The sequence below is a fragment of the Ochrobactrum sp. A-1 genome, from assembly GCF_022488005.1.
In the GTDB taxonomy this organism is placed as follows: domain Bacteria; phylum Pseudomonadota; class Alphaproteobacteria; order Rhizobiales; family Rhizobiaceae; genus Brucella.
Genome location: NZ_JAKVQC010000007.1, coordinates 259,659 through 285,948, shown reverse-complemented (window position 1 = coordinate 285,948; position 26,290 = coordinate 259,659). Strand labels below are relative to the sequence as shown.

Genomic DNA, 26,290 nt, shown 5'->3' with positions numbered 1-26,290 from the left:
GGAAAAGCAAGCACGGAAATCATGCAAAAGCGCAAAGCTGGGTTGCGCAGTTTCTTCGTGACAGATGATCTCAGGCGCGCTCTAATTCGCCCGCCAATGCAATTTCGATGATGGTTCAGCCTGGCCGGTGGGCCTTTACGACTGTCGGATCGGTATCGATACGTCCGGCCCCGATCAGGTCAAGACAATAAGGCACCGCTGGAAAAATCGCCTGCAAGGTCATGGCAATCGAAGCAGGTTTGCCGGGAAGATTGAGGATGAAGCTCTTGCCGCGGCTGCCCGCCGTCTGGCGGGAAAGAATAGCGGTAGGGGTCTGTTCAAGGCTGACACGGCGCATCAGTTCACCGAAACCGGGCAGCTCCTTATGCAGGACAGCCTGCATGGCTTCCGGTGTTTCATCGCGCGGGCTCGGCCCTGTGCCGCCTGTTGTCAGGATCAGGTCGCAAGCTGCCTTGTCGCAAAGATCGATAAGCGTATCGCGCACCGATTCCATGCCATCGGGAATAACGCGACGAATGGTTTCGTAAGGCGTAACGACAGCGCCTTTTAACCATGCTTCCATGGCCGGGCCGCTCAGGTCTTCGTATTCCCCGCGACTTGCACGGTCGGAAACAGTCACGAAACCGATCTTTACCATCACACCCTCACAGTAAGTTTTTGGATTTCAGCAGACTTCGGGCGATCTTATAGGCGTTCGCCGGTATGATGTGAAGGTTTGTACACCGCAAATGAAAACGCCGCCCGAAGGCGGCGTCTTGCATATGATGTAACCCGAAAATTACGGCGTAACGTCGAAGCCGAACCACTTTTCCGAAAGACGCTTGATCGTGCCGTCAGCCTTTGCGGCTTCAATGGCTTCGTCGAACATCTTCTTCAGTTCGGTATCGTCCTTGCGCAGACCTACAGCAACGCCACGACCCAGAATACCGCCTTTGAAGAATGGACCGGTCATGACAATGTCTTCATTGCCCGGCTTCTTGGCGGCGTCCGTGAGGTAAGCGAGCGAAGCCACGATGAGGTCAACACGACCGGCCTTCAGGTCGAGATCGTGCTGTTCCGTGGTCTTGTATTCGCGGATGTCGATGTTGTCCTTGAAGTACTTGTCGAGGAGGGTCAGGCCAAGCGAAGCGGTCTGGACGCCAACGGTACGCCCCTTGATTTCAGCCGAAACTTCGTCAATCGCCTTCTGCGCAGCCACTTCATCCTTGGCGAGATAAAGGGTTTCGCCGGTGTGTGGCAGCTTGGCGTAAGGGCTGTCCTTCAGCGTTGCGAAAGTCTGCGGCGTCAGGCCGTAGGAAATCGAGAAGCTGATGGTTTCTTCACGCTTCGGCGTTGCGGTAAGACCAGCCATGATCGCATCGAACTTGCCAGCGTTGAGCGCCGGAATGATGCTGTCAAAAGGCTGAGCGACCATCGTGCACTCGACCTTCATGCGAGTGCAGAGATCCTTGTAAAGTTCGACTTCATAGCCATCCAGCGAGCCATCGGGCTTGGTGAAGTTGTACGGTCGGAATGCGCCTTCCGTGGCGATGGTGATCTTCGTCCACTTCTTTTCCTCGGCATGGGCCGAGATGCTCGTCAGAGCAAGAGCGGAAATGAACACGGCTTTGAAAAGTCCGATGGTCTTCATTGCAGTCATCCTGTTGCGGTTGTTTCTGTCCGGCTGTCGCCGGAACACAGAATTTCGATGATTAAGCAGCGTTCTCGTGGCTGATGAACTTGCGGAAACGTTCGGATTTCGAGTTGCCGAACACATCTTCCGGCGCGCCGTCTTCTTCCACCAGTCCCTGATGGAAAAATACCACGCGGTTGGAAACGTCGCGCGCGAAGCCCATTTCGTGGGTCACGACCAGCATGGTGCGGCCTTCTTCCGCCAGGCTGCGCATGACGCGCAGCACTTCGCCGACCAACTCCGGATCGAGCGCCGAGGTCGGCTCGTCAAACAGCATGACTTTCGGCTTCATCGCCAGCCCGCGGGCAATCGCTGCGCGCTGTTGCTGTCCGCCCGAAAGATGAGCCGGATAGAAATCACGCTTGTCGGCAATACCGACCTTCGCCAGCAAGGCTTCCGCCTCGGCGATGCATTCTGCACGCGGACGTCCCTGCACGTAGATCGGTGCTTCGATGATGTTTTCCAGAATGGTCTTGTGGGACCACAGATTGAAGCTCTGGAACACCATTCCGAGTTCCGAACGAATGCGCGAAACCTGCTTCTTGTCCGTCGGGTAGGCTTCACCCTTCGAATTTTTCGCCATGCGGATGGTTTCACCAGAAACCGTCACAGTGCCCGACGTTGGAATTTCCAGAAGATTGATGCAGCGCAGGAAGGTCGACTTGCCCGAACCGGACGAACCGAGGATCGAAATGACCTCGCCTTCACGTGCTTCGAGTGAAATGCCTTTCAGCACTTCATTGGCACCGAAGCTCTTGCGCAGGTTTTCTACTTTCAGCGCCACCGGTGCATTGGGGGAAACGATTTTGCTCACGATGTTTGTCCTTCGGAGGAAAGCTTGACGACCGGCTGGCGCAGATAAGGGGTCAGCTTATATTCTGCAAACATCAGCGCACGCGTCAGAACGAAGTTGATGGCGAGGTAGATCGCACCGGCGATCACGAAGATTTCTATGGCTCGATAGCTCTCGGCGATCAGCTTTGCTGCGATGCCGGTCACTTCCATAAGCGTGATGATCGATGCAAGAGAGGTTGCCTTGATCATCGATATCATCTCATTGCCGTAGCCCGGCAGCGCCTGACGGATCGCCAGCGGCATGACAATGCGCCGGAAGCAAGTAAAGGACGACATGCCACAGGCTTTAGCAGCTTCGATCTGGCCATGCGGCACCGACAACAGGCCACCACGGATGATTTCGCTCGCATAGGCCGCATTGTTCAGTGTCAGCGCGATGATTGCACACCAGTAAGGTTCACGCAAAACCGGCCACAGGAACGAGTAGCGGATGGCCGGAAACTGGCTGAGACCGTAATAGATGATGAATATCTGCACCAGAAGCGGCGTTCCGCGGAACACAAAGACGTAAAGGCGCGCAATCCAGTCCAGCACCTTGACGCCCGACAGTCGCATCATGGCAAAAAGCAAGGCCAGTATGGCGCCAAATATGATGGAGCTTACCGCAAGCTTTAGAGTCAGCGGAACCCCGCCCAGCATCTGGAAGAATGCATCGGAATAGAATTCAAGGTTCATTTTGCCCTCCTGACGCCGCGTGAGAAGTGGCGCTCGGCCATCTGCAGAAGTCCACCGGAAACCGACGAAATCAGCAGATAGAGCGCACCGGCAATGAGGAAGAAGTTGAAGGGCAGACCCGTCGAGCCCGCTCCGATTTGGGCTTGACGGAGAAGCTCGACCACACCGGCAACAGATACCAGAGCGGATTCCTTGAGCGAAACCTGCCAGACATTGCCGAGGCCCGGCAGAGCATGCCGCAGAGCAAGTGGCGCGATGATGCGACGAAATTTCAGCATCTGGCCCATGCCGCAAGCGGTTGCAGCTTCAATCTCTCCTTTGGAGACAGCCCTGAATGCACCTCGGAACACTTCCGTGTGGTGCGCGCCGCAGGAAATGGCGATTGCCAGGACACCGGCCAGAAAGCCCGGAAAGCCGATAAAGCCTTCCGCACCGAAATACTTGCCGAGTGCTGTTACCGCCGCGCTACCGCCGAAATAGAACAGATAGATGACGAGAAGGTCTGGAATACCGCGAATGATCGTGGTGTAGCCGTCGGCGACAGCGCGAAGCGTGCGACCGCCGGAAATCTTCGCCCAGGCGGCGAAAACGCCAATGGCGGCGCCGAGAAGGAAGCCCAGAACGGCGAGCGCCACACTCACCAGTGCACCCATCATCAGCACATGGCCCCAGCCGTCCGGCCCGAAGCTCAAAATATCGAGAAAGCCCATCTGCTTCATGATGCGTCAGGCCCTGTTGGAATTGGGGGATTGAATGTCATTTCAATTTTCGAAATCTGCTTGCCCGACCACATCATTTTGCGGTTTCGGGCAGAGCGGGTTGAACGCTGTCCGGAATCGGATTGACGAAAACGGTTCCGTTGAGCCGTTTTTCATGATCCTGCTTTGCTTTCTCGATCTGCCCCGGATTACGGAACAATTCGATGGCTGTGCTACCCATGATCTTGGCAGCATGGGCCATCCCCTTATGCGCTGCCGGCAGCTTGCCCTGTGCCACCATTTGCCACGAATGAAGCGGCGTGCCGATTGCGCAGGTCGCGCCGCGCATCTGCACGGTAGGAACAACCCAGCTCACGCTTCCGACATCGGTGGAACCGACAAGGGTGTTATCGCCTTTATAAGGCGTATAGATATCTTCGCAAAGTGCCAGACCTTCTTTGGGTTCGACGCCGAAGCGACGGAAGGCATCGGAAATGTCTTCCCTGGAAAGCGTCCTCTGGAAGAGGCTTGCGGTTTCGCGGTCCCGCTCGTCAAAGTCCGGAGGCCCGAGACGTTCGAGCTGCAAATGCATCATCTGTTCCAACGGCGTGTTGCCGATCAGGTCGGCATCCCCGCTGACGATTTCGCTGCGGACCGTCGTTTCAGTCATCAGCCCAGCGCCTTCGGCGATCTTCTTGACACGCTCCAGAAGGGTCTGCATTTCCGGCAGGCTGCGGGCGCGAACGAGATAACGCACCGTTGCCTTGGCCTGCACCACATTCGGCGCAAAACCACCCGTATCGGTCACGGCGTAATGAATGCGCGCCGTGGATGGCATATGCTCGCGCATATAGTTCACGCCGACATTCATGAGTTCGACCGCGTCCAGCGCACTGCGCCCCAGATGCGGCGCCGACGAAGCGTGAGCCGCGCGACCGCTGAAGTGGAAATCGATTTCGTTGCAGGCGAGCGAAACCGGATCGTTGACGCCCGCAAACGGTGCCGGGTGCCAGCAGAAGGCAATGTCCACATCGTCGAACAGCCCTTCGCGGACCATGAAACCCTTGGCCGAACCGCCCTCTTCCGCCGGGCAACCATAATAGCGCACGCGGCCCTTGATACCCTGTGCGGCAAGATAATCCTTCACTGCCGCGGCAGCGAGCAGAGAGCCTGCTCCCAACAGGTTGTGGCCGCAACCATGTCCGTGACCACCTGCCTCGATCGGTTGTTCCTCAACCAGTCCTGATATCTGGCTCAGACCCGGCAATGCATCGAATTCACCAAGAATGGCGATGACCGGTCCTTCGTCGCCAGCCTCGCCCATCACAGCCGTTGGCAGGCCTGCAATGCCGCGTTCGACGCGAAACCCTTCGGTTTCCAGCATAGCCGCATGGGCATCGCTCGATTTGTATTCTTCGTAGTTTGTTTCAGGATTATCCCAAACCGTATCGCTCAGTTCGAAATATGCGGCGCTCTTGGCGTCGACGATATCCCAGATATCGTGATGGTTTTTCAACTCGGCTCCATCGCTTATTATACCGCCGTCATACGGGATGAAGGCGGGCATCAGGACGTCCCGGCAACGAACCTGCCGAAAACTTCCTCAGACTGCAATTTTTGATGATGCTGATAGAACTCGGGCCCTGCTCTCGCAAGGGCAGATCGGAGAGTTGACGCAGAATTGCTTATTTTCAGGCGATTTTCTGCCCTCAATTTGCTGTTTCGCTTCAATTCGTCCGATTGAGTTGGCTTCTGGCCTCCCACACGCCTCAATATTCCTCGCACCTGTACCCAGCAGTACCCGAGACGAATGGCGAGGAGTAGCCGTGATATTGGTCAAAATTATCGGATGTTTTTCCAATATGAAAGGTTCTGCCTGACAAATTGCCAACAAGTTCGTGGAGCAGCGCGATTACCGTCTCCATTACACTTGAGTGCCCGTGCGCGACACGATAGTTCGTTGAATGAACAGAACTCCCAAGGCAATGGTCATGGTACAGGCGACGAAACCAGCAAATTTCATCATCCGTCCACTCCAGCGAAGCGAAGTGACTGACATCTGGCAGATCGATCGTAGTGAGATCATTGAGGAAATGTATCGTCTGGAAGGAGAAAAGCTTCTTCTGGAGCCACAGTTCTATGACGTGCGAGGCTGGCCGGAAGGCGAAGCGGAGATCTATACACCTATCCTGCTCGACTGTTACGACCATGAAGGCGTATTTCTCGCAGCCTATCTCAATGACACCCTGGTCGCCATCGCGGTTACGGATGTGCGTCCTGTCGGCGCATATCCTGACCTACATCAGCTTGGTTTCATGCATGTTAGCAATGCCGTTCGGGGAATGGGGCTTGCAGGCGAACTCTATCGACGCAGCATCGCCATGGCGAAGGAAACCGGAGCGGAAGGCTTTTATATTTCTGCGACGCCCACACGGCGGACCATCGATTTTTATCTGAGGCAGGGCGCGAAGGTCACAACGATGCCCGATCCGCTGCTGTTCAACCGTGAGCCGGAAGACATTCACCTCATCCATCGATTCAACGCGCAAGCTTCTTGACGCGGAACTGAAACCGCTATCATCGTCAGCCATGCGTATTCTGCTCGTCGAAGACAATCTCACCCTCGCAAACTGGCTGGCAAAAAGCCTGCAACAGTCAAACTACAGCGTCGATACGGTGCACGACGCAGCCGATGCGGAACAGGCGCTTGCCTTCACGCAATACGATCTGGTGATCCTTGATCTTGGCTTGCCCGACAAGACCGGACTCGATGTGCTGGAACACGTCCGCCGCAGAGGCAATGAGGTACCCGTTATCATTTTGACAGCCAACGCGAGCCTCGACGGGCGCATCCGCGGATTGGATGCTGGTGCTGACGATTATCTGGCAAAGCCCTTCGAACTCAGCGAACTTGAGGCACGCATTCGCGCTCACCTTCGCCGGTCAAGCCAGCGGACCGCGCCAGTCGTAACCTGCGGCTTACTGCGTTTCGACACCAACACTCGATTATTCTCTCTCGGAAATGACCCGCTGTCGCTTACGCCTAAGGAACATGCGGTTCTGGAACAACTTCTGCGACGTATCGGAACGACCGTCAGCAAGGCCACGCTTGTTCAAGGCATCTACAATTTCGACAGCGAGACCGACGAGAATGCCATCGAGATTTACATTCATCGCCTGCGCAAAAAACTGGAAGGCACCAAGGCTGAAATCGTAACCTTGCGCGGCCTCGGCTATCTGCTGCGCGAAGCGAATTGAGATGAAACGGCTATTCACCCGCCTTTCCCAAAGTCTGCGCGCGCAACTCGTTTCGTGGATTGTGTTCCCGCTGATTATCGTTGCCGGGATCAATCTGTGGACCGCGTGGCGCGCGTCAGAAAACATGGCTGGCATCGTGTCAGACCGCATGTTGACGGCATCTGCACGCGCCATCGGCGAAGCAACCGCCGCCTCGCATAATGCTATCGATGCCGTCATCCCTCCGGTCGCATTGGAGATGTTTTCGACCGGAAATGGCGACCGGGTCTATTATCGTGTCGAGACGTCGGATGGCCGCTTGCTGGCAGGCTTTCCCGACCTGCCAAAACCGGCCAAAATCGCGGATTACGACCCGCTCCACTATGAGGGCACCTATCGCGACCATCCCTTGCGACTGGTTGTCGTGCGTCATCCTGTTGCCGCGCCACCCAACCTGCCACAAGCCGTCGACGTGGTCGTGGGTGTCACGCTTGCCGGATATACCGCCATGCAGCGGGAGCTATGGCTGAATTCTGTGCTGGAACAATCGCTGCTTATCATTGTCGCCGGTGCCCTTTCGCTATTGGGCTTGCGCTTTGTGCTGCGCCCGCTGATCCGGCTCCGCAACGAGGTCCGCAATCGCACATCCGAGCTGGAACCATTTGATCCGCAGACAGTCCAGACCGAACTTAGACCGCTCGTCACAGCGCTTAACCAGTATATGGAGCGCGTGCGCAAGCAGATGTCGGCGCAGCGCCGTTTCATCCAGAACGCAGCGCATCAGTTGCGTACACCGCTTGCGACGCTTTCGACGCAGGCCAGTTTCGCTGAACGGGCAACCGGTGAAAGCGACCGCAAGGATGTTCTGGCAGGAATCAAGAATACAGCCATGCAGCTCTCACGGCTTGCCGGGCAATTGCTCACGCTTTCGCGTGCCGAACCGGGCAGCAGGCGTCCCCGCGCCGACCGGGTTGATCTGGCGGAAGCGGGACAACAAATTCTGGAAAGCCTCGCGGGCAAGGCGTTCGACCGCAAGATTGATCTCGGGTTCGAACTTAAAGCGACCAAGCCGATGATTTCCGGCGATGGCACAATGCTGCGCGAGATGATCGTGAATCTGGTGGACAATGCACTCACCTACACGCCTGAAGGCGGCATGGTAACGCTTGCGATCGATCAAGATGGACGAAAAATCAATATCCGGGTCGAGGACAACGGTCCCGGTATCCCGGCTAGCGAGTATGAGCACGTTTTCGAACGCTTCTATCGTGTTCCGGGCACGCTTGCGGACGGAAGCGGACTAGGCCTTGCCATCGTGCGCGAAGTCGCTGACACGGCGGGCGGTCATGTGGAGCTTTCCCAAACGAAAGGCGGCGGGCTTACGGTGACTATCACCTTGCCCGCCGCCTGACATTCATGCATTTGACCGACGATCAGCTTCCCTGTTCGGAAAGCGCCTGTGGACGCCATTTCACCAGATGGTTTTCGACCAGTGTGATGATGTATTCCACGACGAGCGCCAGAACCGCCAGAATGACCATGGCGGCAAAAACGCCATTGGCATTGAACGTGCCCTGAGCGGTTGAAATCATAAGGCCTACACCCTTTTTTGCGCCGAGAAACTCGCCGACAACCGCGCCAACGAGCGCAAAGCCGAAGCTGACGTGAAGGCTCGCCAGAATCCAGCTCATCGCCGATGGTACGATGACAGTGCGCGTGATCTGCGAACGGGATGCCCCCAATATCTGCGCATTAGCGATTAGCGCACGGTCGGCCTCACGCACGCCCTGAAACGCATTAGCGAAGACCACGAAGAACACCATGACGACGGCCAGCGCAACTTTCGATGCCATGCCAAGGCCGAGCGCGATGATGAAGATCGAGCCCAGCACGACGCGCGGGATAGAATTGGCGATCTTGATATAGATCGAAAACACATCGGCAAGGAATTTGTTGCGGCCCAGCAAGATACCGCAAATGATGCCGCCTACTGCACCGATCAGGAAGCCAAGCGCGGTTTCCTCAAGCGTTACGATGATCTGTTCCGAAAGCGGCCCCTGAGACGTGCCTTCCGTGATCCAGATCCATATCTGATCGGCAATGCCCGAAGGACTTGCAAAGAAAAACGGATCGATCAGCCCGGTCCGCGCGCCGAGTTCCCAACCGCCCAGAACGGCGACAAGAATAGCAAGGCGTACGAGGATAACGACCGCGCGTCGGCGACGCGCATCGGCACGAAATTTCGCTTCGGTGCGCGCAAGTTCGTCAGCACTTGCACTGGCTTGCAAATTTGCTGACGCGGAGAGAGTTTGTGTTGTCATAGCATTTTCTCCGATTAGTTTCCGTTGGCCAGAGCGCGCTTTTGGCCGATCTGCACTTCTTCCCGCAAATCGTCCCAGATTACTTTGGCAATATCGACGAATTGACTGTCGTATCGGATATCCTCCATGACGCGCGGGCGTGGAATGTCGATGTCATAAACGCTCTTGACGGTGGCAGGACCTGCAGTCAGCACGTAAACCTTGTCGGCCAGCGCGATAGCTTCTTCGAGGTCGTGCGTGACGAAGATGACCGATGCGCCGGATTGCTGCCAGAGATCGAGCAATTCGCCCTGCATCAATGTACGTGTCTGCACATCAAGCGCGCTGAAAGGTTCATCCATGAGCAGGATTTTCGGCTCATTGATGAAGGTCTGCGCCAGTGCCACGCGCTTGCGCATACCGCCCGAGAGCTGGTGCGGATAATGCTTTTCAAAACGGGCAAGGCCGACGCGTGCGATCCAGCTACGTGCCTTGTCATAAGCCTCCTCCTTGCCCATACCGCGATAGCGTGGACCGGCACTCACATTATCGATGACATTGAGCCAGGGGAAAAGTGCGTCTGCCTGAAACACGAAACCGATATCGGGGCTGATACCTTCAATGGGTTTGCCCATCAGGCGAACTTCACCGGCACTTGGCTTGGCGAGACCGGTTACGAGATTAAGCGTCGTCGACTTGCCGCAGCCGGTTGGGCCGACAACACAGGCAAATTCACCCTGCGCAACATTCATGGTGAAGTCGCGCAATGCGGTCATCATCTTGCCGTCAGGGGTGACGAAACGGCGGGTCACATTGTTGAGCGCGATTGCAGGCACGCTATTGCCAGCTTTCTCACGCGCAATGGTTCTGGGGGCTTCCATCAGCATGGGTTCCTCGCGGGTATGCGGCACCGCTCGCACGCGAACCATATCGCGTGCCTTGCAATGCGGTTGAGTATGAAGGCAGCGGGACCGACGTTCGTGGTCGAACGTCGGTCGGGCGCTATTTACTTCGCAGCGTCGAGCGTTGCGTTGGCCTTGTCCACGAACTCGGTCGTGAATGTCTTCGAAAGATCGACCTGCTTTTCCTGAAGCGGCTTCTTGAAGGTCGCGAGAACCTTGAGCACGGTTTCAGGACCATCCTTCGGCATCCGTCCGTCCGGTGTGTACTGCGCCTTGCCCTCGGCAAGTCCCTTCACGTAAAGGTCCTTGTCGCCAACATAATAATCCTTGGGCATCTGGTCGGCGATTTCTTCAGCACTGTGCGAAGCGATATAGCGCATGGTTTTGACCAGAGCGTTGGCAAGTTTCTGCGCGTCTTCCTTGTGAGTTTCAAGCCATGCGCTCTGAACGTAGAACGACGCAGCAGGGTATGGTCCGCCTAGCGCTTCGATGGTCTTGTCCGGCGTACGCATGTCAACCAGCACCTTGGCGTCGCCGCTCTTGAGCATATTGGCGACAGTCGGTTCCGTGGTCATACCCGCCTGAACAGCATCCTGCTTGAAGGCTGCGATGAAAGTGTTACCCGCGCCGACCGGCAGTAACGTGTAGTCGCCCTGCTTCAAGCCATTACGCATGGCAAGATATTGGGTAAGAAAATCTGTTGAAGAGCCGAGACCCGTGACGCCGAGCGTGTGGCCCTTGAAATCGGCAGGCGACTTGATCTGGTCTGCATATTTGCTGGATACCAGCTCAACTTCGCCTGGAGCCTGACTGAACTGAACGATGGACTGGATGAACTTGCCCTTCGACTGCAGATCGATCGTATAATCGTAAAACCCGACCACGGCCTGAGCTGCACCGGCCAAAAGTTCGTTTTCTGCATCCACACCCGCGCGGCTGTTAATCAGCTCGACATCAAGGCCTTCGTCCTTGAAGTAACCGAGCTTTTCCGTCAGCACTGCAGGAAGATAAATCTGTTTTTCCATACCACCAACGATTACCGTCAGCTTCTCGGCATGGGCTGCGCCTGCGCCAAAAACCATCGCGCTGCCAATTAAGGCCGCACCAAACAAATGGCGGCATGAATCGATAAAGATTGTCATCTATGCTCCTCCGAGAGCTCCTGTTGGCCCAGCAAAGCCAAGCCCCTCCTAATATGCGCTGATTCCTCAATCGGTTCTGAATGGTTACCGCAGGCAAGCTTTCAACCAGCTTTCAACAAACTTACAGTGGGCTTGCAAACCCAACGAATTGGGAACCAGAGATTATCGCTATTTGCGCTCAGAGAAACCGAACCACCAGAAGTAATGCCATGATGCGTTTGATACCGCTGTCATAAAACGATCAGTTGCTTTCCCCCTGAATTAGGGGTTCAATCGGTCAAACGGGGAGGCAGTCATGCCATTTCGCGGCAACAAGTATCAGGGTACATACGCGCCAACGGATCTTCGGGTCCTGCAGGCTGCCTATAATCGGTGCTGCGTATTACTCGAGCCGTGTGCGACCACAAACGAGAGCAAAGAAGCCCTCGCGCGCGCGATTATAAGAACATATGAATCTGGTGAACACGACCCCGAAAAGATCGCCGAAATGGTCGCGAAGCTGCAGCTTGCTCGCGTCTAGAGTATTTCCAGCAAAAGCGTGAAGTGGTTTGCGTTTGGGAATGCTTTTAAAGTGATGGGAGAGCAGGTTGAACGGTTCAATTAAAACATGAGCCATGAGGACAACTATATTGACGGAGGGTCAGTTCAAACACGCTATTTGCTTCCGGCAAAGCACTAGTAAAACCCATATGAAAGCCTGAGCAATTTTACTGCAGACTGATTATTTTACATAAACTAAACAATTATCGGTTATAAGTTTTGCAATCGGCTGTCTTTTAGTATAGCGGATCGCACGAAATTACGGGTTTTCGGGTGGAATGATCTATCCGTCAGCCATCTGCGGAATGCGTAGAATGCCATTTTCGAGAGATTACTACTTCGGGCGTTTCAAACCCACCGAGTTGGAAAAGCTGCAAGCGGCTTATGTGAAGTCGTGCGAAACAATGACTCGTTGTCCTATCACCTCTCCCCACAAAGACGAAATGGCGCGCGAAATCATCCAGATTTATGAATGCGGTGTCGTCGATGCTGACAAGATCGCCGAACTCATGGTTCAGATTGAGGCGGTAAAACCGCGCCCTATGAGTGAACAGCTACTCGGCTTGACGACAAACGAGTCCAAGATCGCCTGACAAAATCACTTCAGGAAAAACACCCGGATGCGAAGGTCGCATCCGGGTGTTTTTTGTTCAGCGCTGCGCGACAGGACGAACAAGCGGGGTTACTCGACGGATAGTGACCCGGCGATTTTCCTGCTCTGCGGCTTGCGTGCGAATCTTGAGGAATCGCTCACCATAACCTTGCGTAACGAGATTTTCTGGCGGGATTTCATAGACTTCCGTCAGGAGACTTGCGACGGATTCAGCCCGCTTGTCGGACAGAACCAGGTTCGAACGATCCGAACCGACGGCATCCGTGTGTCCCTCAATAAAGAACGTCTCGCCAGGGTCCTTGGCCAGCACTTTCTGCATGGCGGTTGCAACCTTGCGCAGTGTCTTGGCCTGCGAAAGGGAAACCTCGGCACTTCCGGTCGCGAAGTGGATCGTATCCAGATCGATACGACGCACCTTGTCACGCAGGCGGGCGGAATGACGGACTTCGTCAATCGTGTAGACGCGTTCCACACGCTCAACTGGCGGCATGGCGAGGAAGTCATAGAAATCGCGATCCGGATCGTCCGCGACGTCGATGATGTAATCCCTAACCGGAATGGTCAGGCGCATCGGGGGCAATTCGTAGCCGACATCAATAATAGAGGCTCGCGGATTGTCGTCATATTCCGGCGCATAGATCATCAAATGTTCGTTGCCGTCCCGGTCAATACGGGAGCGCTGAAGAATGTCGCCATATCGATCATAAACCGTGACGATCTGATTTCCGCCCGGACGAACGATGGTTTCACGGGTGCGTCCGCGCGGCAGCTCATCATAATAGGTATCCTCCGCATCGCGGCGCAATCTCGGACGATCATCACCACGTACGAAAATACGGTCACCCACATCGAGAATGACGCGATTATCTACTTCCTCAATCACTTTGACGTTCGTGACATTGTTGGTCACGTTATTGACTGTCGTATTGTTGATAACCGTATTGTTCACCACTGTGTTGTTGATGATATTTGTGGTTTCCGGCACGGCAAAAACCGGTGCCTCCTTTATACGGGTACCCTCTTCCTTGAGATTGGCTTCGATTTTCTGCGGCAATGCGGCCTTCACTTCGTCCGGAATCGCAACCTGTGCCGCCGCATCATTTGGGGGCAGCGGTGCACTCTCCTCAGACGAACGCTGTTGTTCACGCTGCTTGCGACGCTCTTCACGCGACTGGCTCCCACCGGAATTGTCGGCATCCTTGTCGCTGTCGAGAATGGCGGCGCCATTTTCAACCGGCAAGACAACGGTGTCGTCTGTCTTGGCAGGGTCTTTCGCAATCTCTTGCTTTTCCTCGGTCGAACGCTGATCAACTATCTCCGGTGCTGGCTCCGGCGTAAGCTTTTGCTGGCCTTCGGTCGATTGCGGTTGTTCGACCGGCCGCACAGGTTGAGCCTCATTCTGCAGCTCCTCCGTTGCTTTCGGTTCCTGCGGTTGAGCTTCCTCGGGATGCTCTACAATCGATTCTTCTGCTGGTTCTTTCTGCGAAGGCGTTACCGGGTTTGCCTCTGCCGGTTGCTCGGCTGGCTTTTCCTCTTCCTGAGCGGGAGCCTCCTTGGCTGGCTTTTCGGCTGCAGGTTGCTCGGGTTTAGCTTCATGGTTCGCTGCTGGAGCTTCCTTTACCGGCTTCTCCGCGGGCACGGCTTGCTCTTGAGGCTCAACGGCCTTGCGAGCTGCATCCTCATCAGCCTTCTTTTGTGCTTCGGCTCGACGTAGGGCTTCCTCTTCGGCAGCCTTCTGCTGCTGTTCGCTCTGGCGCTGTGCCTCTTCCTCGGCCTTGTTCTTCTCGGCAGCCTGTTTGGCTTGTTCTTCAGCCTGTTTCTGCGCTTCGCGCTCCGCAGCCTTCTGTTGCTCCTCGGCTTGCTTCTGTGCTTCGCGTTCGGCCGCCTTTTGCTGTTCTTCAGCTTGGCGCTGCGCCTCTGCGTCCGCAGCGCGCTTCTGCTCTTCTGCTTGACGCTGGGCTTCCTCCTGAGCTGCCTTTTGCTGCTCTTCGGCTTGTCGACGGTTTTCTTCCTCGGCAGCGCGCTGTTGTTGTTGTTCAGCCCGACGTGCTTCTTCTTCCGCTGCGTTTTGCTGTTCTTCAGCCTCGCGCTGTTGCTGCTGCAACTGTTCGTCGGACGGCTGCTGGTCTCCATTTTCTTGCGCCAGCAAGATTGGAGCCGTCAACGTATCCGCCAGTACGGGTTGCGCAAGAATGGAGGCTGACAGAACCGGCACGGCAACCGTGGCAAGAAGCTTCGAACGAATAGACATATCCTTCTCCTTCTGGAAGGCAGAATTGATATGCGTCTCACCCACAGATTCGCGAGGAGAGACGCCATAGAGCCGCCAGCGATATCCATCGAATTGGGACAAATTCCGGCAGCTTCACAAATCCGTTATCGTAATCCACATGAACGCAGGCTGAACTCAAACTTTCCAGACCTACGAGATTTGCCGCATTCTCTTGGCCAAAAGCTCGATACCTTCCGCAATGCGATTAATCGGAATGGAAGAATAAGCGATACGGAAATAACGACATGGCCGGTCGTCGCTCCAGAAGAATGGCGACCCTGACTCGATTAACACGCCATCCTCGCGCAGATCGCGTGCGAGCTTGTCGGCATCCATACCTTCCGGCCCTTCGATCCAGAATGCCGTGCCACCAAAACCCGACTTGCCGGCGATTTTCAATCCTTCGCGATCAAGCGCGTCGATCATGACGATGTGACGCTTGTGATATTCGATCCGCATACGGTGGATTACCGCATCGTAATGGCCAAGCGCCAGAAAGTAAGCGGCCGTTCGTTGCAGATGACCGGGCGGATGGCGCAGCAAGAGCGCACGTAGTGCTCTCGCCTCGCGAATGACAGGTGCCGGTGCAACCAGATAGCCTAGCCGAAGTCCCGGAAACAGCGACTTGGAGAAGCTGCCTACATAGAGAACGCGACCATATTGGTCGAGCGACTTCAGCGCCGGTGTCGGTGGCTGCAGAAAGCTCATCTCGAATTCGTAATCATCCTCGACGATCACGAAATCACGTTCAGCAGCGGCTTCCAGGAGGGCGATACGTCGCGCGCGCGGCATGGTGGCGGCCGTTGGAGACTGGTGACTTGGTGTAACAAAGACCGCATCGATCTCATCTGGCAACAGTTCCGGCGGCAAGCCGCCATCATCAACGTCGAGGGCTGTTACACGAGCTCCCGTCAGATGAAGCGTCGCGCTGATATCCGGATGCCCCGGGTTCTCACATACGACATGCGAACGTCGCGTCAAAAGCAGATGGCTGACGATCCAAAGCGCGTTCTGTGCTCCCACCGTGACCAATATCTCGTCCGGTTCAGCCCGTATTCCTCGGCTAGGTAGCGTGCGTGAACGGATATAGTTGACCAGTTCGACGTCGTCAGCGGCAGCAAAATCTCCAGCCATGAGAATAAAGTCTTCTCGTGCCAAGGCGCGCCGGGCATAATCGCGCCATGCGGCAAGATCGAACAAAGTCTGGTCCATCTGGCCATATAGAAACGGGTAGCGATACTTCCGCCAGTCCAGCGGCTTGCGAATGGTCTTGGCAATATTGAATCCGAGACGCAATTTGGACGACCAGTCAACCGCGGTATCGGGTGTCTGCAAGAAATCTCTGTCAGGACGACTGATGGGAGGGGTTATGGCCACGTGATAGGCACTGCGTGACCGCACTTCCAGATATCCCTGGGACACAAGCTCCTGATAGGCCAGCGTTACAGTCAGGCGTGAGACTTTCAGATAATCTGCCAGCCCCCGTGTCGAAGGCATGCGCGCACCCGGTAAAACAGCACCGGAGAGGATGGCCGATACAGTCGTTTCACGGATCTGCGACTGCAATCCGGTGTTTCGGCTGCCATCTATGAAGAAGATCGTCGGCGAGACGGCGTCCAAGGCTTTACTCCATCAGTATATCTGTAATTTCGTCCAAATTTGCGTCGGTTTTTCCGCTTCACGCTCCACTTAGCAATAGTGTTTCTTCTTTCTGTTTCTCTACGTGGAATAATTTCGACGGCAAGGTGAGCGTGCCCGCCGATTTTCGGGCTGCGCCATCTTGATCCCCAAGCTGGACTTATTGACTATTCCAACTGGATATAAGGCAAATTTGATGAGATGGCTATCGTTTGTAACTGGAACTGCAGATTGGCGAAAAACGCCAACAGTCATGACTAAGTCAGGTATGGTTCTTAAATGGAAGGGGAACTCCATGAACTATTTCAATAGCATGAAACGGGTGGCGTTATTTTCGGCCGTAGCAGCGCTTTCTACGTCTGCGGCCTATGCCGAAACTACGGTCGTGGTTGGCTATCAACAGATCGTCGGTCCGTTTCTGACCGCGATCGCTGACGGAAAGTTCGATGCGGCAGTCAAGGAAGCCGGTTACACGATCGATTGGCGCCAGTTCGCATCGGGTGGTGATATTTCGACGGCACTTGCGTCCGGTAACGTGCCCGTCGGTGTGATCGGTTCAACGGGTATCGCAGCGGCCGCCACACGTGGTGTCGACCTGCAACTATTCTGGATTCTCGATAATATTGGCAAATCGGAAGCACTGGTAGCACGAGAAGGCTCGGGCATCGACAAACCGGAAAATCTTAAGGGCAAGAAGATCGGCGTGCCCTTCGTTTCGACCTCGCATTTCCATCTGCTCGTTGGCATGAACGATATCTGGAAGATCAATCCGCGTGATGCGGAGATCCTCAACATGACACCGCCGCAGATCGTTGCCGCCTGGCAACGTGGCGATATCGATGCTGCCTATGTCTGGCCCCCTGCTCTTTCCGAAATCCTCAAGACTGGCAAGGAAATCGCCAATTCTGAAGAAATCGGCGCAAAAAGCGTTCCAACCTTCGATGGACTTGTGGTGGACAAGAGTTTCGCCAGCGAGAATCCCAAATTCATGACCGCCTTCACCACCGTGCTGAAGGACGCTTATGCCGACTACAAGGCCAATGGCAGCCAGTGGACGGCAGATTCCGGACAGGTCAAAGGCATGGTCAAGCTGATCGGCGGCAATGCCGCTGACATACCGGGCGCACTCGCGCTGCTGTCCTTCCCGACAGCCGAAGAACAGGCCTCCCCAGCGTGGCTTGGCGGCGGCAAGGACAGCGGGGCGCTCAAATCCGTCACCCAGAGCGCAAAATTCCTCGTCGATCAAAAGCAACTCGACCAGGCTCTGGATGACTATAGCGGCAACGTAAATGGCAGTTTCGCCGAAGCCGCCGCGAAGTAGTTGCGTGAAGTAATTCAAGCACCTCCCACCAGCGGCATGCCCTGGGCAAGCCGCTGAACCGAGACGGTTCCTGCAGTGTTTTGCCTTTTGGCTCAAGCCGGAACCGCTCCTTCGTTCCCGAAAGGTGACGTCATGGAAACCTTGAACGTATCGAATGTCAGTCTGACCTATCCCGGTCTTTATGTGGAAGAAGCCGTGATCGCGCTGAAGGGTGTTAATCTGCGCATCGACAGCGGGGATTTCGTGGTGGCGCTTGGTGCATCCGGTTGCGGCAAGACCACACTTCTCAATCTCATGGCAGGGTTCATGATCCCGTCATCCGGTGAAATCACGTTAGGCGGAAGGCAAGTGCGCGGCCCGGGCGCTGATAGAGGTGTCGTGTTCCAGAAACATGCGCTGCTTCCCTGGCTCAATGTAATCGACAACACTGAATTCGGGCTCAAGCTTCAAGGTGTGCCAAAGGCGGAACGCCGTGCGCGTGCCACCAAGAATCTGGCTCTGGTCGGCCTACAGGATTTCCACAATCACAAAATCTACCAGCTTTCCGGCGGTATGCAGCAGCGTGTCGGTATCGCCCGCGCACTGACCTGCGATCCGGCGATGCTGCTCATGGATGAACCCATGGCAGCGCTCGATGCCCTCACCCGCGAAACGATCCAGGAACTGCTTTTGCGGGTGTGGCAAGTGACCAACAAAATGTTCTTCTTCATCACTCACAGCGTCGAAGAGGCCCTGTTCCTCGGTTCGCGACTGATCGTCATGTCACCGCGTCCCGGACGGATCACCCATACCTATGATCTGGATTTCAACCGACGCTTTCTGGAATGCGGTGACGCGCGCGCCGTCAAGTCCAGTCCCGATTTCATCAAGATGCGTGAGACAATTCTGGGGATTATCTATGGCGATGAACGTGCATCAGGAAACCCGGAACTGGTCCATGCTTGAGTTTGTAACTCGGGCAAGACCAGTCAAACCCGGTAAAATCTATGGCGCCCCCGGCGACGGCAACAGCGGCTTTATCAGCCTCGTAACCGCACTGATTTTGTTGGGGCTGTGGTTTCTCGTAACGGGAATGGGCTGGGTCAAACCGCTGTTTCTCCCCTCTCCTTTCGCGGTCTATGGCAAGTTCATAGTTGCCATGACCGACGGCGTAGCAAACTCCACTCTGACCGAACATACGCTCGTCAGTCTCGGACGCGTATTGGGTGCTTTCGCTATTGCCTGTATTACGGCAATTCCCATCGGTATCATGATGGGCATGAGCAGCTTCGTACGTGGCGTTCTCGATCCGATAATCGAGTTCTATCGCCCGCTGCCGCCGCTTGCGTATTTGCCGCTGATTATTATCTGGCTCGGGATCGGTGAGTTCCCGAAGGTGTTTCTCATCTTCCTCGCGATTTTCGCGCCGATGGCGATTGCGGCCAGAGCAGGCGTTCGCTCGGTCTCCACGGAGCAAATCCACGCCGCCTATGCAATGGGTGCCTCGCGGACGCAGGTGATAACACAAGTCATCATGAAAGCAGCCATGCCGGAAATCTTTACGGGCATGCGCATCGGGATCGGCGTAGGCTGGACGACGCTGGTTGCCGCGGAAATGGTGGCGGCCAATCGCGGCCTTGGCTTCATGGTGCTCAACGCGGCACAGTTTCTGGCCAGCGACACCGTCATCATGGGCATCATCGTCATCGGTGTGTTTGCTTTCGCCTTCGACCTTTTGATCCGTTACATGGAAAAGGTTCTCATCCCGTGGAAGGGTAAAGTCTGATGGCGGTGCAACCGCTTTAATCAGCCCGACCCAAATCTCATTCGCAATATCAATCGCGCGGCAATTCTGCCGCGCCACAGGGAAGCTTTGCCTAAAAGCGGGTTAGGCTTCAGACTTATCAAGGAGCATTGGAATGTCCGCCGGACAACTCACAGAGAAGCATTTTTCCGACCTCTTCGACGCCTTCAACCGGCACGACATCGACGCGATTATGGCCTTTTTCGCCGATGATTGCGTGTTCTACACCATCGGCGGCGAGGAAGTTTACGGCACCCGCCTCGAAGGCAAGGATGCCATTGCCAAGGCTTTCTCCGGCGTCTGGACCGCCATGCCCGATGTAAAATGGGACGGACACAGACACTTCGTGAGTGGCGACCGTGCCGTGTCCGAGTGGACCTTTCGCGGAACCGATACCAACGGCGCACGCGTCGAGGCCGAAGGCTGCGATCTTTTCACACAGCGTGACGGCAAGATCGTCCGCAAGCAGGCATTCCGCAAGAACCGGCCTTTGCTGAAGGCGTAAGCCCCAACAATGTCCGTCGGTGATTTGGAGGACCGACATATGGATACCCACACTCTCAACAGTTTCACCGCCACTCAGCCATTCGACCCCGCCTATGATCCGGTGGTTTCGAAGACGCCCGGACAGGGGCGTGACTATGCCCCGACCTACTGGATCGGCACTGCCGGACCGGCGCCGGAAGACGATGGCCCTATTCGCGGAGACGTCGAAGCCGATGTCGTGATTGTCGGCTCAGGTTATACTGGTCTTTCTGCAGCGATCCACCTCGCCCGGGATCATGGCGTCAAGGCCATGGTGCTTGAAGCAAATGGCGTTGCCTGGGGGTGCAGCACTCGCAATGGCGGTCAGGCGCAGATTTCCGCCGGTCGGCTCAAGCGTTCGCAATGGATCGAGCGTTGGGGCGTAGAGGTTGCCCGGAAGTTGCATAAGGAAATTGCCGAGGGTTTCGATCTCTTCCGCGCGCTTATTGCCGAGCCGGAAATCGATTGCGATCCGCAGGATGGCGGTCATCTGTACATCGCCCATCGCGACAAGGTCATTCCTTCGCTGGAGAAAGAGTCCCGCCTGCTGAACGACGTGTTCGGCTATCGGACGCGCATGGTTGGTCGCGACGAAATTCATCGCGATTTCATCCGGGATCAGGAAGCCCGCGGCGCAATGTACGAACCGGATGGCATGGGCATTCATGCTGCAAAGCTCGCCTTCGGCTATCTTCGGCTTGCCCGCAAGCTAGGCGCAAAGGTGCATACTGCAAGTCCGGTTCTCAGCTGCCGCAAGAACGGCAATGTTTTCCATCTCAACACACCGAACGGTACGGTCAAGGCGCGACAAGTATGTTTTGCAACAGCAGGATACACCTCGCCCGGCCTCCATCCTCTCACCCGTTACCGGCTGATGCCGGTGCTGTCGAACTCTGTTGTGACGCGACCGCTGACGCCGGATGAAATTAAAGCATGTGGCCCGAAGACCGGCATTCCGCTAACTGATACGCGCACGCTTCGCCACTATTATCGTTTTCTGCCCGACGGGCGGATGCAGATCGGTAGCCGCAGCGCCATTACGGGAGCCGATGCACCAAACCAGAAATATTACGATCTGTTGCTTTCGGGGCTTTACCGGAAGTTCCCGGCGCTGACCGGCATCAAGATCGATTACTCCTGGTGGGGATGGGTCGATGTCAGCCATGACATGATGCCCCGCATCTATCGTCCCGATCCGACGCAGGAAATCTATTATGCCATGGGCTACGGCGGCAACGGCGTGATGTATTCCGCACAGGCCGGACGCCGGGTCGCCCAATTGATGACCGGTCGTGGACAAGAATTGGACCTGCCGATCTTCACCTCCGAACTGCCGAGCTACGGCATGCTGACGCCATTTAGGCGCATAGGGCAGCGTGCGATGTATCGCTGGTATGCGCTGAAAGACGAAGTTCTCTGAATTGTAAGGAAAGGTATTCGCCATGAAGATGACGACGGAAGAGGCTTTTGTTAAGGTTTTGCAGATGCATGGGATAGAGCATGCATTTGGGATCATCGGATCTGCGATGATGCCGGTTTCGGATTTGTTTCCGAAGGCTGGCATTACGTTCTGGGATTGTGCGCATGAGACGAATGCGGCGCTGATCTGCGACGGCTATACGCGTGTGACTGGCAAGATGGGCATGGCGATTGCCCAGAACGGTCCGGGCGTGACCGGCTTCGTGACCGCCATCAAGACGGCCTACTGGAACCACACGCCGATGCTGCTCGTCTCTCCGCAGGCTGCCAACAAGACCATCGGTCAGGGCGGTTTCCAGGAAGTCGACCAGATGGCGCTGTTCGAGGAGATGGTCTGCTATCAGGAAGAAGTGCGCGATGCGACCCGCATTCCCGAAGTGCTGAACCGGGTGATCGAGAAGGCATGGCGCGGCTGCGCACCGGCACAGATCAACGTTCCGCGCGATTTCTGGACCCAGGTTATCGATGTCGAGCTGCCGCAGATCGTGCGGCTGGAACGCCCGAGCGGTGGGCGCGATGCCATCGCCGAGGCTGCAAAGCTTCTGACGGAAGCAAAATTCCCGGTCATTCTCAACGGTGCCGGTGTCGTCATCGGTGGCGCGATCCCGGAATCCATCGCACTTGCCGAAAGGCTCGATGCGCCGGTCTGCTGCGGCTATCAGCACAATGATGCCTTCCCCGGCACCCATCCGCTATCCGCAGGACCGCTCGGCTATAACGGCTCCAAGGCCGCGATGGAGCTGATCGCCAAGGCCGATGTGGTTCTGGCGCTCGGCACCCGCCTCAATCCGTTCTCGACGCTGCCAGGCTACGGCATCGACTACTGGCCGAAGGACGCCAAGATCATTCAGGTCGATATTAATCCCGATCGCATCGGCCTCACCAAGAAGATCTCTGTCGGCATTTGCGGCGATGCCAAACAGGTTGCGCGGCAGATCCTCGACCAGATGGGCGCCAATGCGGGCAATGCCGGTCGCGACGAGCGCAAGCAGCTCATCCATCAGCGCAAGTCCGCCTGGCTGCAGCAGCTTTCCTCAATGGATCACGAGGATGACGATCCGGGCACACACTGGAATGCCGGTGCCCGCGAGCGCGAGAAGGACCGCATGTCGCCGCGACAGGCATGGCGCGCCATTCAGGCCGGCATGCCGAAGAACGCCATCATGTCCACCGACATCGGCAATAATTGCGCCATCGGCAACGCCTATCCAAGCTTCGAGCACGGACGCAAATATCTGGCGCCGGGCATGTTCGGCCCCTGCGGTTATGGCTTCCCGTCCATCGTCGGCGCCAAGATCGGCCAGCCCGACACGCCGGTGGTCGGCTTTGCCGGCGACGGTGCCTTCGGCATCTCCATGAACGAGATGACCTCCATCGGTCGCAAGGGCTGGCCTGCGATCACCATGGTCATCTTCCGCAACTATCAGTGGGGTGCCGAAAAGCGCAACACGACGCTGTGGTACGACAACAACTTCGTCGGCACCGAGCTCAATCCAAACCTGAGCTACGCCAAGGTGGCGGATGGCTGCGGCCTCAAGGGCGTGACCGTCGATAGCCAGCAGGCACTCACCGAGGCCTTGCAGACGGCAATCGACGAGCAGGCCAAGGGTGTGACCACCTTCATCGAAGTCGTGCTCAATCAGGAACTGGGCGAACCATTCCGCCGCGATGCGATGAAGAAGCCCGTCGTCGTGGCCGGTATCGACAAGGCCGACATGCGCCAGCAAATGCCTGTCTGAACCAGTTCGTCAGAGCATTTCCTGTTTTGATTGTATCATTGGAAATGCTCCATCTGTTTGTTTTTACGCATGTCTTTATCCCGAAACCGGTTCCCACTTTCGGGAGACATGCTGTAATGATCAGGCCGGGAGCGCAACTCCCGGCCATTCCAGAGAAATATATATCCATGCTGCCGTTGGAAAAGATTTTTGAGAAAGCCCGGTCGAGGCCGTGCCACATCGTGCTGGCCGAAGGCGAAGACCCGCGCATCATCGATGCGGCGCTGCGTGCCGAACGTGAAGCCATTGCCCGCATCACGCTTCTGGGGTCCCAAAGCATCATCGGCAGACAGATCGACGGCTCGACAATTGCGATCATCGATCCCACAACATCGAGCTTGAGCGCGGATTATGCGCAAAAACTCTATCGGCTGCGTCAGGCCAAGGGCATGACAGAAGAACAGGCTGAGGCAATGGTGAAGACACCGCTCGGCTTTGCAGCCATGATGGTGCGGGAGGGCGATGCGGATGGGACGGTCGCCGGTGCAGTTGCAACGACAGCCGATGTGGTGCGCCATGCCCTGCAGATCATCGGCAAGGCCGAAGGCGCTTCTCTCGTCTCCAGCTTCTTCCTGATGCTGTTGTGCCAGTCGCATCATCAAAAGAAAGGCGCTTTCGTCTTTGCCGATTGCGGCCTCGTCGTGGAACCGGATTCCGCGCAGCTTGCCGATATCGCCATCCAGTCGGCCGATTCATACCGCCAGCTGACGGAAAAAGACGCAGCCGTGGCCATGCTGTCCTTCTCCACCGGCGGCAGCGCCGCCCATGAGCGCGTATCAAAGGTCGTTCAGGCAACCCGCACCGTGCGGGAGCGCAAACCCGATCTGTGCATCGATGGCGAACTGCAATTCGACACCGCTTTCGTGGAGGCGATCAGCCATGCCAAGTCACCGGGCTCCCCGCTGAAGGGCAATGCCAATGTCTTCGTGTTCCCCAATCTCGAAGCCGCCAATATCGGCTACAAGATTGCCCAGCGCATCGGCGGCGCACAAGCCATCGGCCCCGTGCTCCAGGGCCTCGCCAAACCCGCAAACGACCTCTCGCGCGGCTGCTCCACTGACGACGTCCTCCACATGATCGCTATAACAGTCAATCAGGCCAAATGAAGAACACCAAGCCGGGCGCGGGATACTGTCTGGCTACCGGAGAGGTTTCTTCATTATCAACGGCCCGTCCGATGCAGGTGCCATATATCGCATGACCACGCGGACTGTCCGAGACCTTACGGGAGTGTTGGCCGCGCATTCATTCAGCGCCTGCTGAGCGCTGATTGCAAATTCCCGACCTGCTCGCCGAACTGGCTGGTACTCTACCGTCACGATGCGCACCAACTCACCCTCGGCATTATATGTAACTTCGAAAGTTGCCGATGCTTTTTGATAGTCCATCTCTTCGGGCAACTTCCAACACTTGGCGGCCATATCGGCGACCAATTGCGCGTCGTTTGCCGCAGCAGGAAAAGCTGCAAGCAGCATCAGAATAGTTCCAACGACGCCAGTTCTGAGCATGTTTCTCCCTTACGTTTTCGTGGGTTACGATTTCACCCTTATACGTAGTTGTTGAATCGCCAAGGTGCTAGTCCGAGACAGTTTTTGACTGGAAATGTTGCATGGTTATCAAGCCTGGTATTTCCAGAATTTCCCTGTTCATCGTCAGTTCATGCGCTAGGTTTCAGGATGCGAACTTGAAAGGAGTACGCAGAATGAACCTAGTTAAAGGACTGATCGCCGGTGTTCTCGGTGTCGGAATGCTGATCGGAGCAGGTGCAGCAAACGCAGCGCCAACGCTTAACGTCGCAAAGCCAGACGTGAGTTCGAATGTCGAACAGGTCCGGGACCATCGGGGCCATCATTCACGGAAACATTGGAACAAGCGGCATCATTACAAGCGGAACCATTGGCGTTCGCATCACCGCCATTATCGCGGGCCGCGCTGGCATTCGTACCGTCATTACAGGCATAATGCGTGGCGCAGCCATCACAGACATCACTATTACAGCGGGCCACGTGTGAGGCGAGGCCATTACTAGCAACAAGGGCGCGTTTTCGCGCCCTTTTTCGTTCCCCACGACCTTGAATTTGCAGATCAAGTATCGGAACCCGATCTCCATCTGGTCGGACAGAAGATGAATTTGCATTCTCCAGCCGCATTCGGTGTTGAAAGCCAAGATCAACCGGCAAGAGAACCAGTCTTTCCTCAAGAATACGAATGGCAATATGCGCGTGTATCGCAAAAACTGGTGATATTTCTCCCAATGACTTGCCCGGCACTATCTGTGGTGTTTAATGCCGCCATGGAAAAATCATCCTTCATGCGTGTGCTCGGTATTTTTGTCATCGCAATTGGTGGCCTTGCAGCTTTCAGCCTTGTAGGAGCTATTCTTGTCTTTGGAATGCAGGCCGTTATCTTCGTCGATGGTTTTGCAAGCATTCTTCTTCTCGTGATTTGTTCCGCAATATTCTGGTTTGCAAAAATCGACTGGCGCCGACCGGAAGCTGCGGCAATAGTTGTATCATTCATGTCGTTTGTGGGTATGTGCGTCGATAGCAGGGGCAACCCCATCTACAACAAGCCTTTGGCATGGATTTTTGGAAGTCAGGGCAGTCACGTCAAAGTCAACGAAATCGTCAGTCACGGTGGCGGAAGCACAGGTGTAAATTACGATTTTCAGATCGTGAGCCTTCACGGCATGGTCGAACGCTCAATCAGCGGCTGGTTGGTTATGCCGATTCGCTTTGTCGAATATCTCATTGTTCTTTCAATTGCCGTTACGATCATTACCACCATCCGAAACTATTCTGGACGCAACTGGCTTCCCGATAGTGCCAGAGACTAGCCAGGAAAACATAACGTCTGGATT

Annotated in this window: 25 protein-coding genes; 13 read left to right on the top strand and 12 right to left on the bottom strand. The window is 55.9% G+C overall.

The window, feature by feature from the left end:
- Window positions 1-115: 115 nt before the first annotated feature.
- The 6 genes from mog to MKS82_RS19275 form a co-directional block, all read right to left on the bottom strand.
- Window positions 116-637 carry a molybdopterin adenylyltransferase gene (gene mog, locus MKS82_RS19300; RefSeq protein ID WP_109988777.1) on the bottom strand — a complete coding sequence of 174 codons (522 nt, stop codon included), beginning with the start codon at window positions 635-637 and terminating at the stop codon, window positions 116-118.
- A gap of 141 nt (window positions 638-778) precedes the next feature.
- Window positions 779-1,630, bottom strand: coding sequence for a transporter substrate-binding domain-containing protein (locus MKS82_RS19295; RefSeq protein WP_109988778.1), 852 nt, complete (start codon window positions 1,628-1,630; stop codon window positions 779-781).
- A gap of 61 nt (window positions 1,631-1,691) precedes the next feature.
- Window positions 1,692-2,486, bottom strand: coding sequence for an ABC transporter ATP-binding protein (locus tag MKS82_RS19290; RefSeq protein WP_109988779.1), 795 nt, complete (start codon window positions 2,484-2,486; stop codon window positions 1,692-1,694).
- Window positions 2,483-3,202, bottom strand: a complete 720-nt coding sequence (locus tag MKS82_RS19285) for an ABC transporter permease (protein ID WP_109988780.1) — start codon at window positions 3,200-3,202, stop codon at window positions 2,483-2,485. Before MKS82_RS19285 ends, MKS82_RS19290 begins: the two co-directional genes overlap by 4 nt.
- On the bottom strand, window positions 3,199-3,921 hold the full coding sequence (locus tag MKS82_RS19280; RefSeq protein ID WP_109988781.1) for an ABC transporter permease: 723 nt from the start codon (window positions 3,919-3,921) through the stop codon (window positions 3,199-3,201). The genes MKS82_RS19285 and MKS82_RS19280 overlap by 4 nt, the downstream gene beginning before the upstream one ends.
- 73 nt (window positions 3,922-3,994) lie before the next feature.
- Window positions 3,995-5,467, bottom strand: coding sequence for a M20 family metallopeptidase (locus MKS82_RS19275; RefSeq protein WP_109988782.1), 1,473 nt, complete (start codon window positions 5,465-5,467; stop codon window positions 3,995-3,997).
- Window positions 5,468-5,864: 397 nt separating this feature from the next.
- On the opposite strand from MKS82_RS19275, the gene MKS82_RS19270 reads away from it, so the two are divergent.
- Genes MKS82_RS19270 through MKS82_RS19260 form a run of 3 tightly spaced genes read left to right on the top strand, consistent with a single transcriptional unit; the run spans window position 5,865 to window position 8,548 of the window.
- A complete protein-coding gene (locus tag MKS82_RS19270; protein ID WP_235969039.1) occupies window positions 5,865-6,458 on the top strand; it encodes a GNAT family N-acetyltransferase in 594 nt (197 codons plus the stop codon).
- Window positions 6,459-6,489: 31 nt separating this feature from the next.
- A complete protein-coding gene (locus MKS82_RS19265) occupies window positions 6,490-7,158 on the top strand; it encodes a response regulator (protein WP_109988783.1) in 669 nt (222 codons plus the stop codon).
- 1 nt (window position 7,159) lies between these two features.
- The gene (locus MKS82_RS19260) at window positions 7,160-8,548 is read left to right on the top strand and encodes a sensor histidine kinase (protein ID WP_109988784.1); all 1,389 of its coding nucleotides are present in this window, start codon (window positions 7,160-7,162) and stop codon (window positions 8,546-8,548) included.
- Window positions 8,549-8,570: 22 nt separating this feature from the next.
- Here the strand turns inward: MKS82_RS19260 and MKS82_RS19255 are convergent, their stop codons facing one another.
- The 3 genes from MKS82_RS19255 to MKS82_RS19245 all read right to left on the bottom strand — a co-directional run bounded on the left by MKS82_RS19255 (window position 8,571) and on the right by MKS82_RS19245 (window position 11,481).
- Window positions 8,571-9,458, bottom strand: coding sequence for an ABC transporter permease (locus MKS82_RS19255; protein ID WP_109988785.1), 888 nt, complete (start codon window positions 9,456-9,458; stop codon window positions 8,571-8,573).
- 14 nt (window positions 9,459-9,472) lie between these two features.
- Entirely contained in the window at window positions 9,473-10,324 is an 852-nt protein-coding gene (locus tag MKS82_RS19250; protein WP_181394313.1) for an ABC transporter ATP-binding protein, read from the bottom strand.
- A 119-nt stretch (window positions 10,325-10,443) separates the two neighbouring features.
- The gene (locus MKS82_RS19245; RefSeq protein ID WP_240579183.1) at window positions 10,444-11,481 is read right to left on the bottom strand and encodes an ABC transporter substrate-binding protein; all 1,038 of its coding nucleotides are present in this window, start codon (window positions 11,479-11,481) and stop codon (window positions 10,444-10,446) included.
- A gap of 854 nt (window positions 11,482-12,335) precedes the next feature.
- Between MKS82_RS19245 and MKS82_RS19240 the strand changes: the two genes are divergently transcribed.
- Window positions 12,336-12,614, top strand: a complete 279-nt coding sequence (locus MKS82_RS19240; RefSeq protein WP_109988788.1) for a hypothetical protein — start codon at window positions 12,336-12,338, stop codon at window positions 12,612-12,614.
- A 57-nt stretch (window positions 12,615-12,671) separates the two neighbouring features.
- Here the strand turns inward: MKS82_RS19240 and MKS82_RS19235 are convergent, their stop codons facing one another.
- The gene (locus MKS82_RS19235) at window positions 12,672-14,885 is read right to left on the bottom strand and encodes an OmpA family protein (RefSeq protein ID WP_109988801.1); all 2,214 of its coding nucleotides are present in this window, start codon (window positions 14,883-14,885) and stop codon (window positions 12,672-12,674) included.
- Window positions 14,886-15,056: 171 nt separating this feature from the next.
- The gene (pdxR, locus tag MKS82_RS19230) at window positions 15,057-16,526 is read right to left on the bottom strand and encodes a MocR-like pyridoxine biosynthesis transcription factor PdxR (RefSeq protein ID WP_240579182.1); all 1,470 of its coding nucleotides are present in this window, start codon (window positions 16,524-16,526) and stop codon (window positions 15,057-15,059) included.
- Between the two features lie 313 nt (window positions 16,527-16,839).
- On the opposite strand from pdxR, the gene tauA reads away from it, so the two are divergent.
- From tauA to pta, 7 genes are all read left to right on the top strand, one after another.
- Window positions 16,840-17,865 carry a taurine ABC transporter substrate-binding protein gene (tauA, locus tag MKS82_RS19225; protein ID WP_109988790.1) on the top strand — a complete coding sequence of 342 codons (1,026 nt, stop codon included), beginning with the start codon at window positions 16,840-16,842 and terminating at the stop codon, window positions 17,863-17,865.
- A gap of 132 nt (window positions 17,866-17,997) precedes the next feature.
- Complete coding sequence (locus tag MKS82_RS19220) at window positions 17,998-18,810, top strand: taurine ABC transporter ATP-binding protein (RefSeq protein WP_025091973.1); 813 nt, start codon at window positions 17,998-18,000, stop codon at window positions 18,808-18,810.
- Window positions 18,803-19,630 (top strand): ABC transporter permease subunit, encoded by an 828-nt coding sequence (locus MKS82_RS19215; protein WP_109988791.1) that lies wholly within the window; start codon window positions 18,803-18,805, stop codon window positions 19,628-19,630. The genes MKS82_RS19220 and MKS82_RS19215 overlap by 8 nt, the downstream gene beginning before the upstream one ends.
- Before the next feature lie 133 nt (window positions 19,631-19,763).
- Window positions 19,764-20,153, top strand: a complete 390-nt coding sequence (locus MKS82_RS19210; protein WP_109988792.1) for a nuclear transport factor 2 family protein — start codon at window positions 19,764-19,766, stop codon at window positions 20,151-20,153.
- Window positions 20,154-20,192: 39 nt separating this feature from the next.
- Complete coding sequence (locus MKS82_RS19205) at window positions 20,193-21,593, top strand: NAD(P)/FAD-dependent oxidoreductase (RefSeq protein WP_109988793.1); 1,401 nt, start codon at window positions 20,193-20,195, stop codon at window positions 21,591-21,593.
- A gap of 22 nt (window positions 21,594-21,615) precedes the next feature.
- Window positions 21,616-23,391: a sulfoacetaldehyde acetyltransferase gene (xsc, locus tag MKS82_RS19200; protein WP_240579181.1), complete on the top strand. Its 1,776-nt coding sequence runs from the start codon at window positions 21,616-21,618 to the stop codon at window positions 23,389-23,391.
- Between the two features lie 167 nt (window positions 23,392-23,558).
- Entirely contained in the window at window positions 23,559-24,536 is a 978-nt protein-coding gene (gene pta / locus MKS82_RS19195; protein ID WP_109989348.1) for a phosphate acetyltransferase, read from the top strand.
- Window positions 24,537-24,569: 33 nt separating this feature from the next.
- Here the strand turns inward: pta and MKS82_RS19190 are convergent, their stop codons facing one another.
- On the bottom strand, window positions 24,570-24,905 hold the full coding sequence (locus MKS82_RS19190; RefSeq protein WP_240579180.1) for a hypothetical protein: 336 nt from the start codon (window positions 24,903-24,905) through the stop codon (window positions 24,570-24,572).
- A gap of 342 nt (window positions 24,906-25,247) precedes the next feature.
- Here MKS82_RS19190 and MKS82_RS19185 point away from each other — a divergent pair, with 342 nt between their 5' ends.
- Together MKS82_RS19185 and MKS82_RS19180 are read left to right on the top strand one after the other, a co-directional pair.
- Window positions 25,248-25,442 carry a hypothetical protein gene (locus MKS82_RS19185; RefSeq protein WP_109989342.1) on the top strand — a complete coding sequence of 65 codons (195 nt, stop codon included), beginning with the start codon at window positions 25,248-25,250 and terminating at the stop codon, window positions 25,440-25,442.
- Between the two features lie 113 nt (window positions 25,443-25,555).
- Window positions 25,556-26,266 carry a hypothetical protein gene (locus tag MKS82_RS19180; RefSeq protein ID WP_240579179.1) on the top strand — a complete coding sequence of 237 codons (711 nt, stop codon included), beginning with the start codon at window positions 25,556-25,558 and terminating at the stop codon, window positions 26,264-26,266.
- Window positions 26,267-26,290 lie beyond the last annotated feature (24 nt).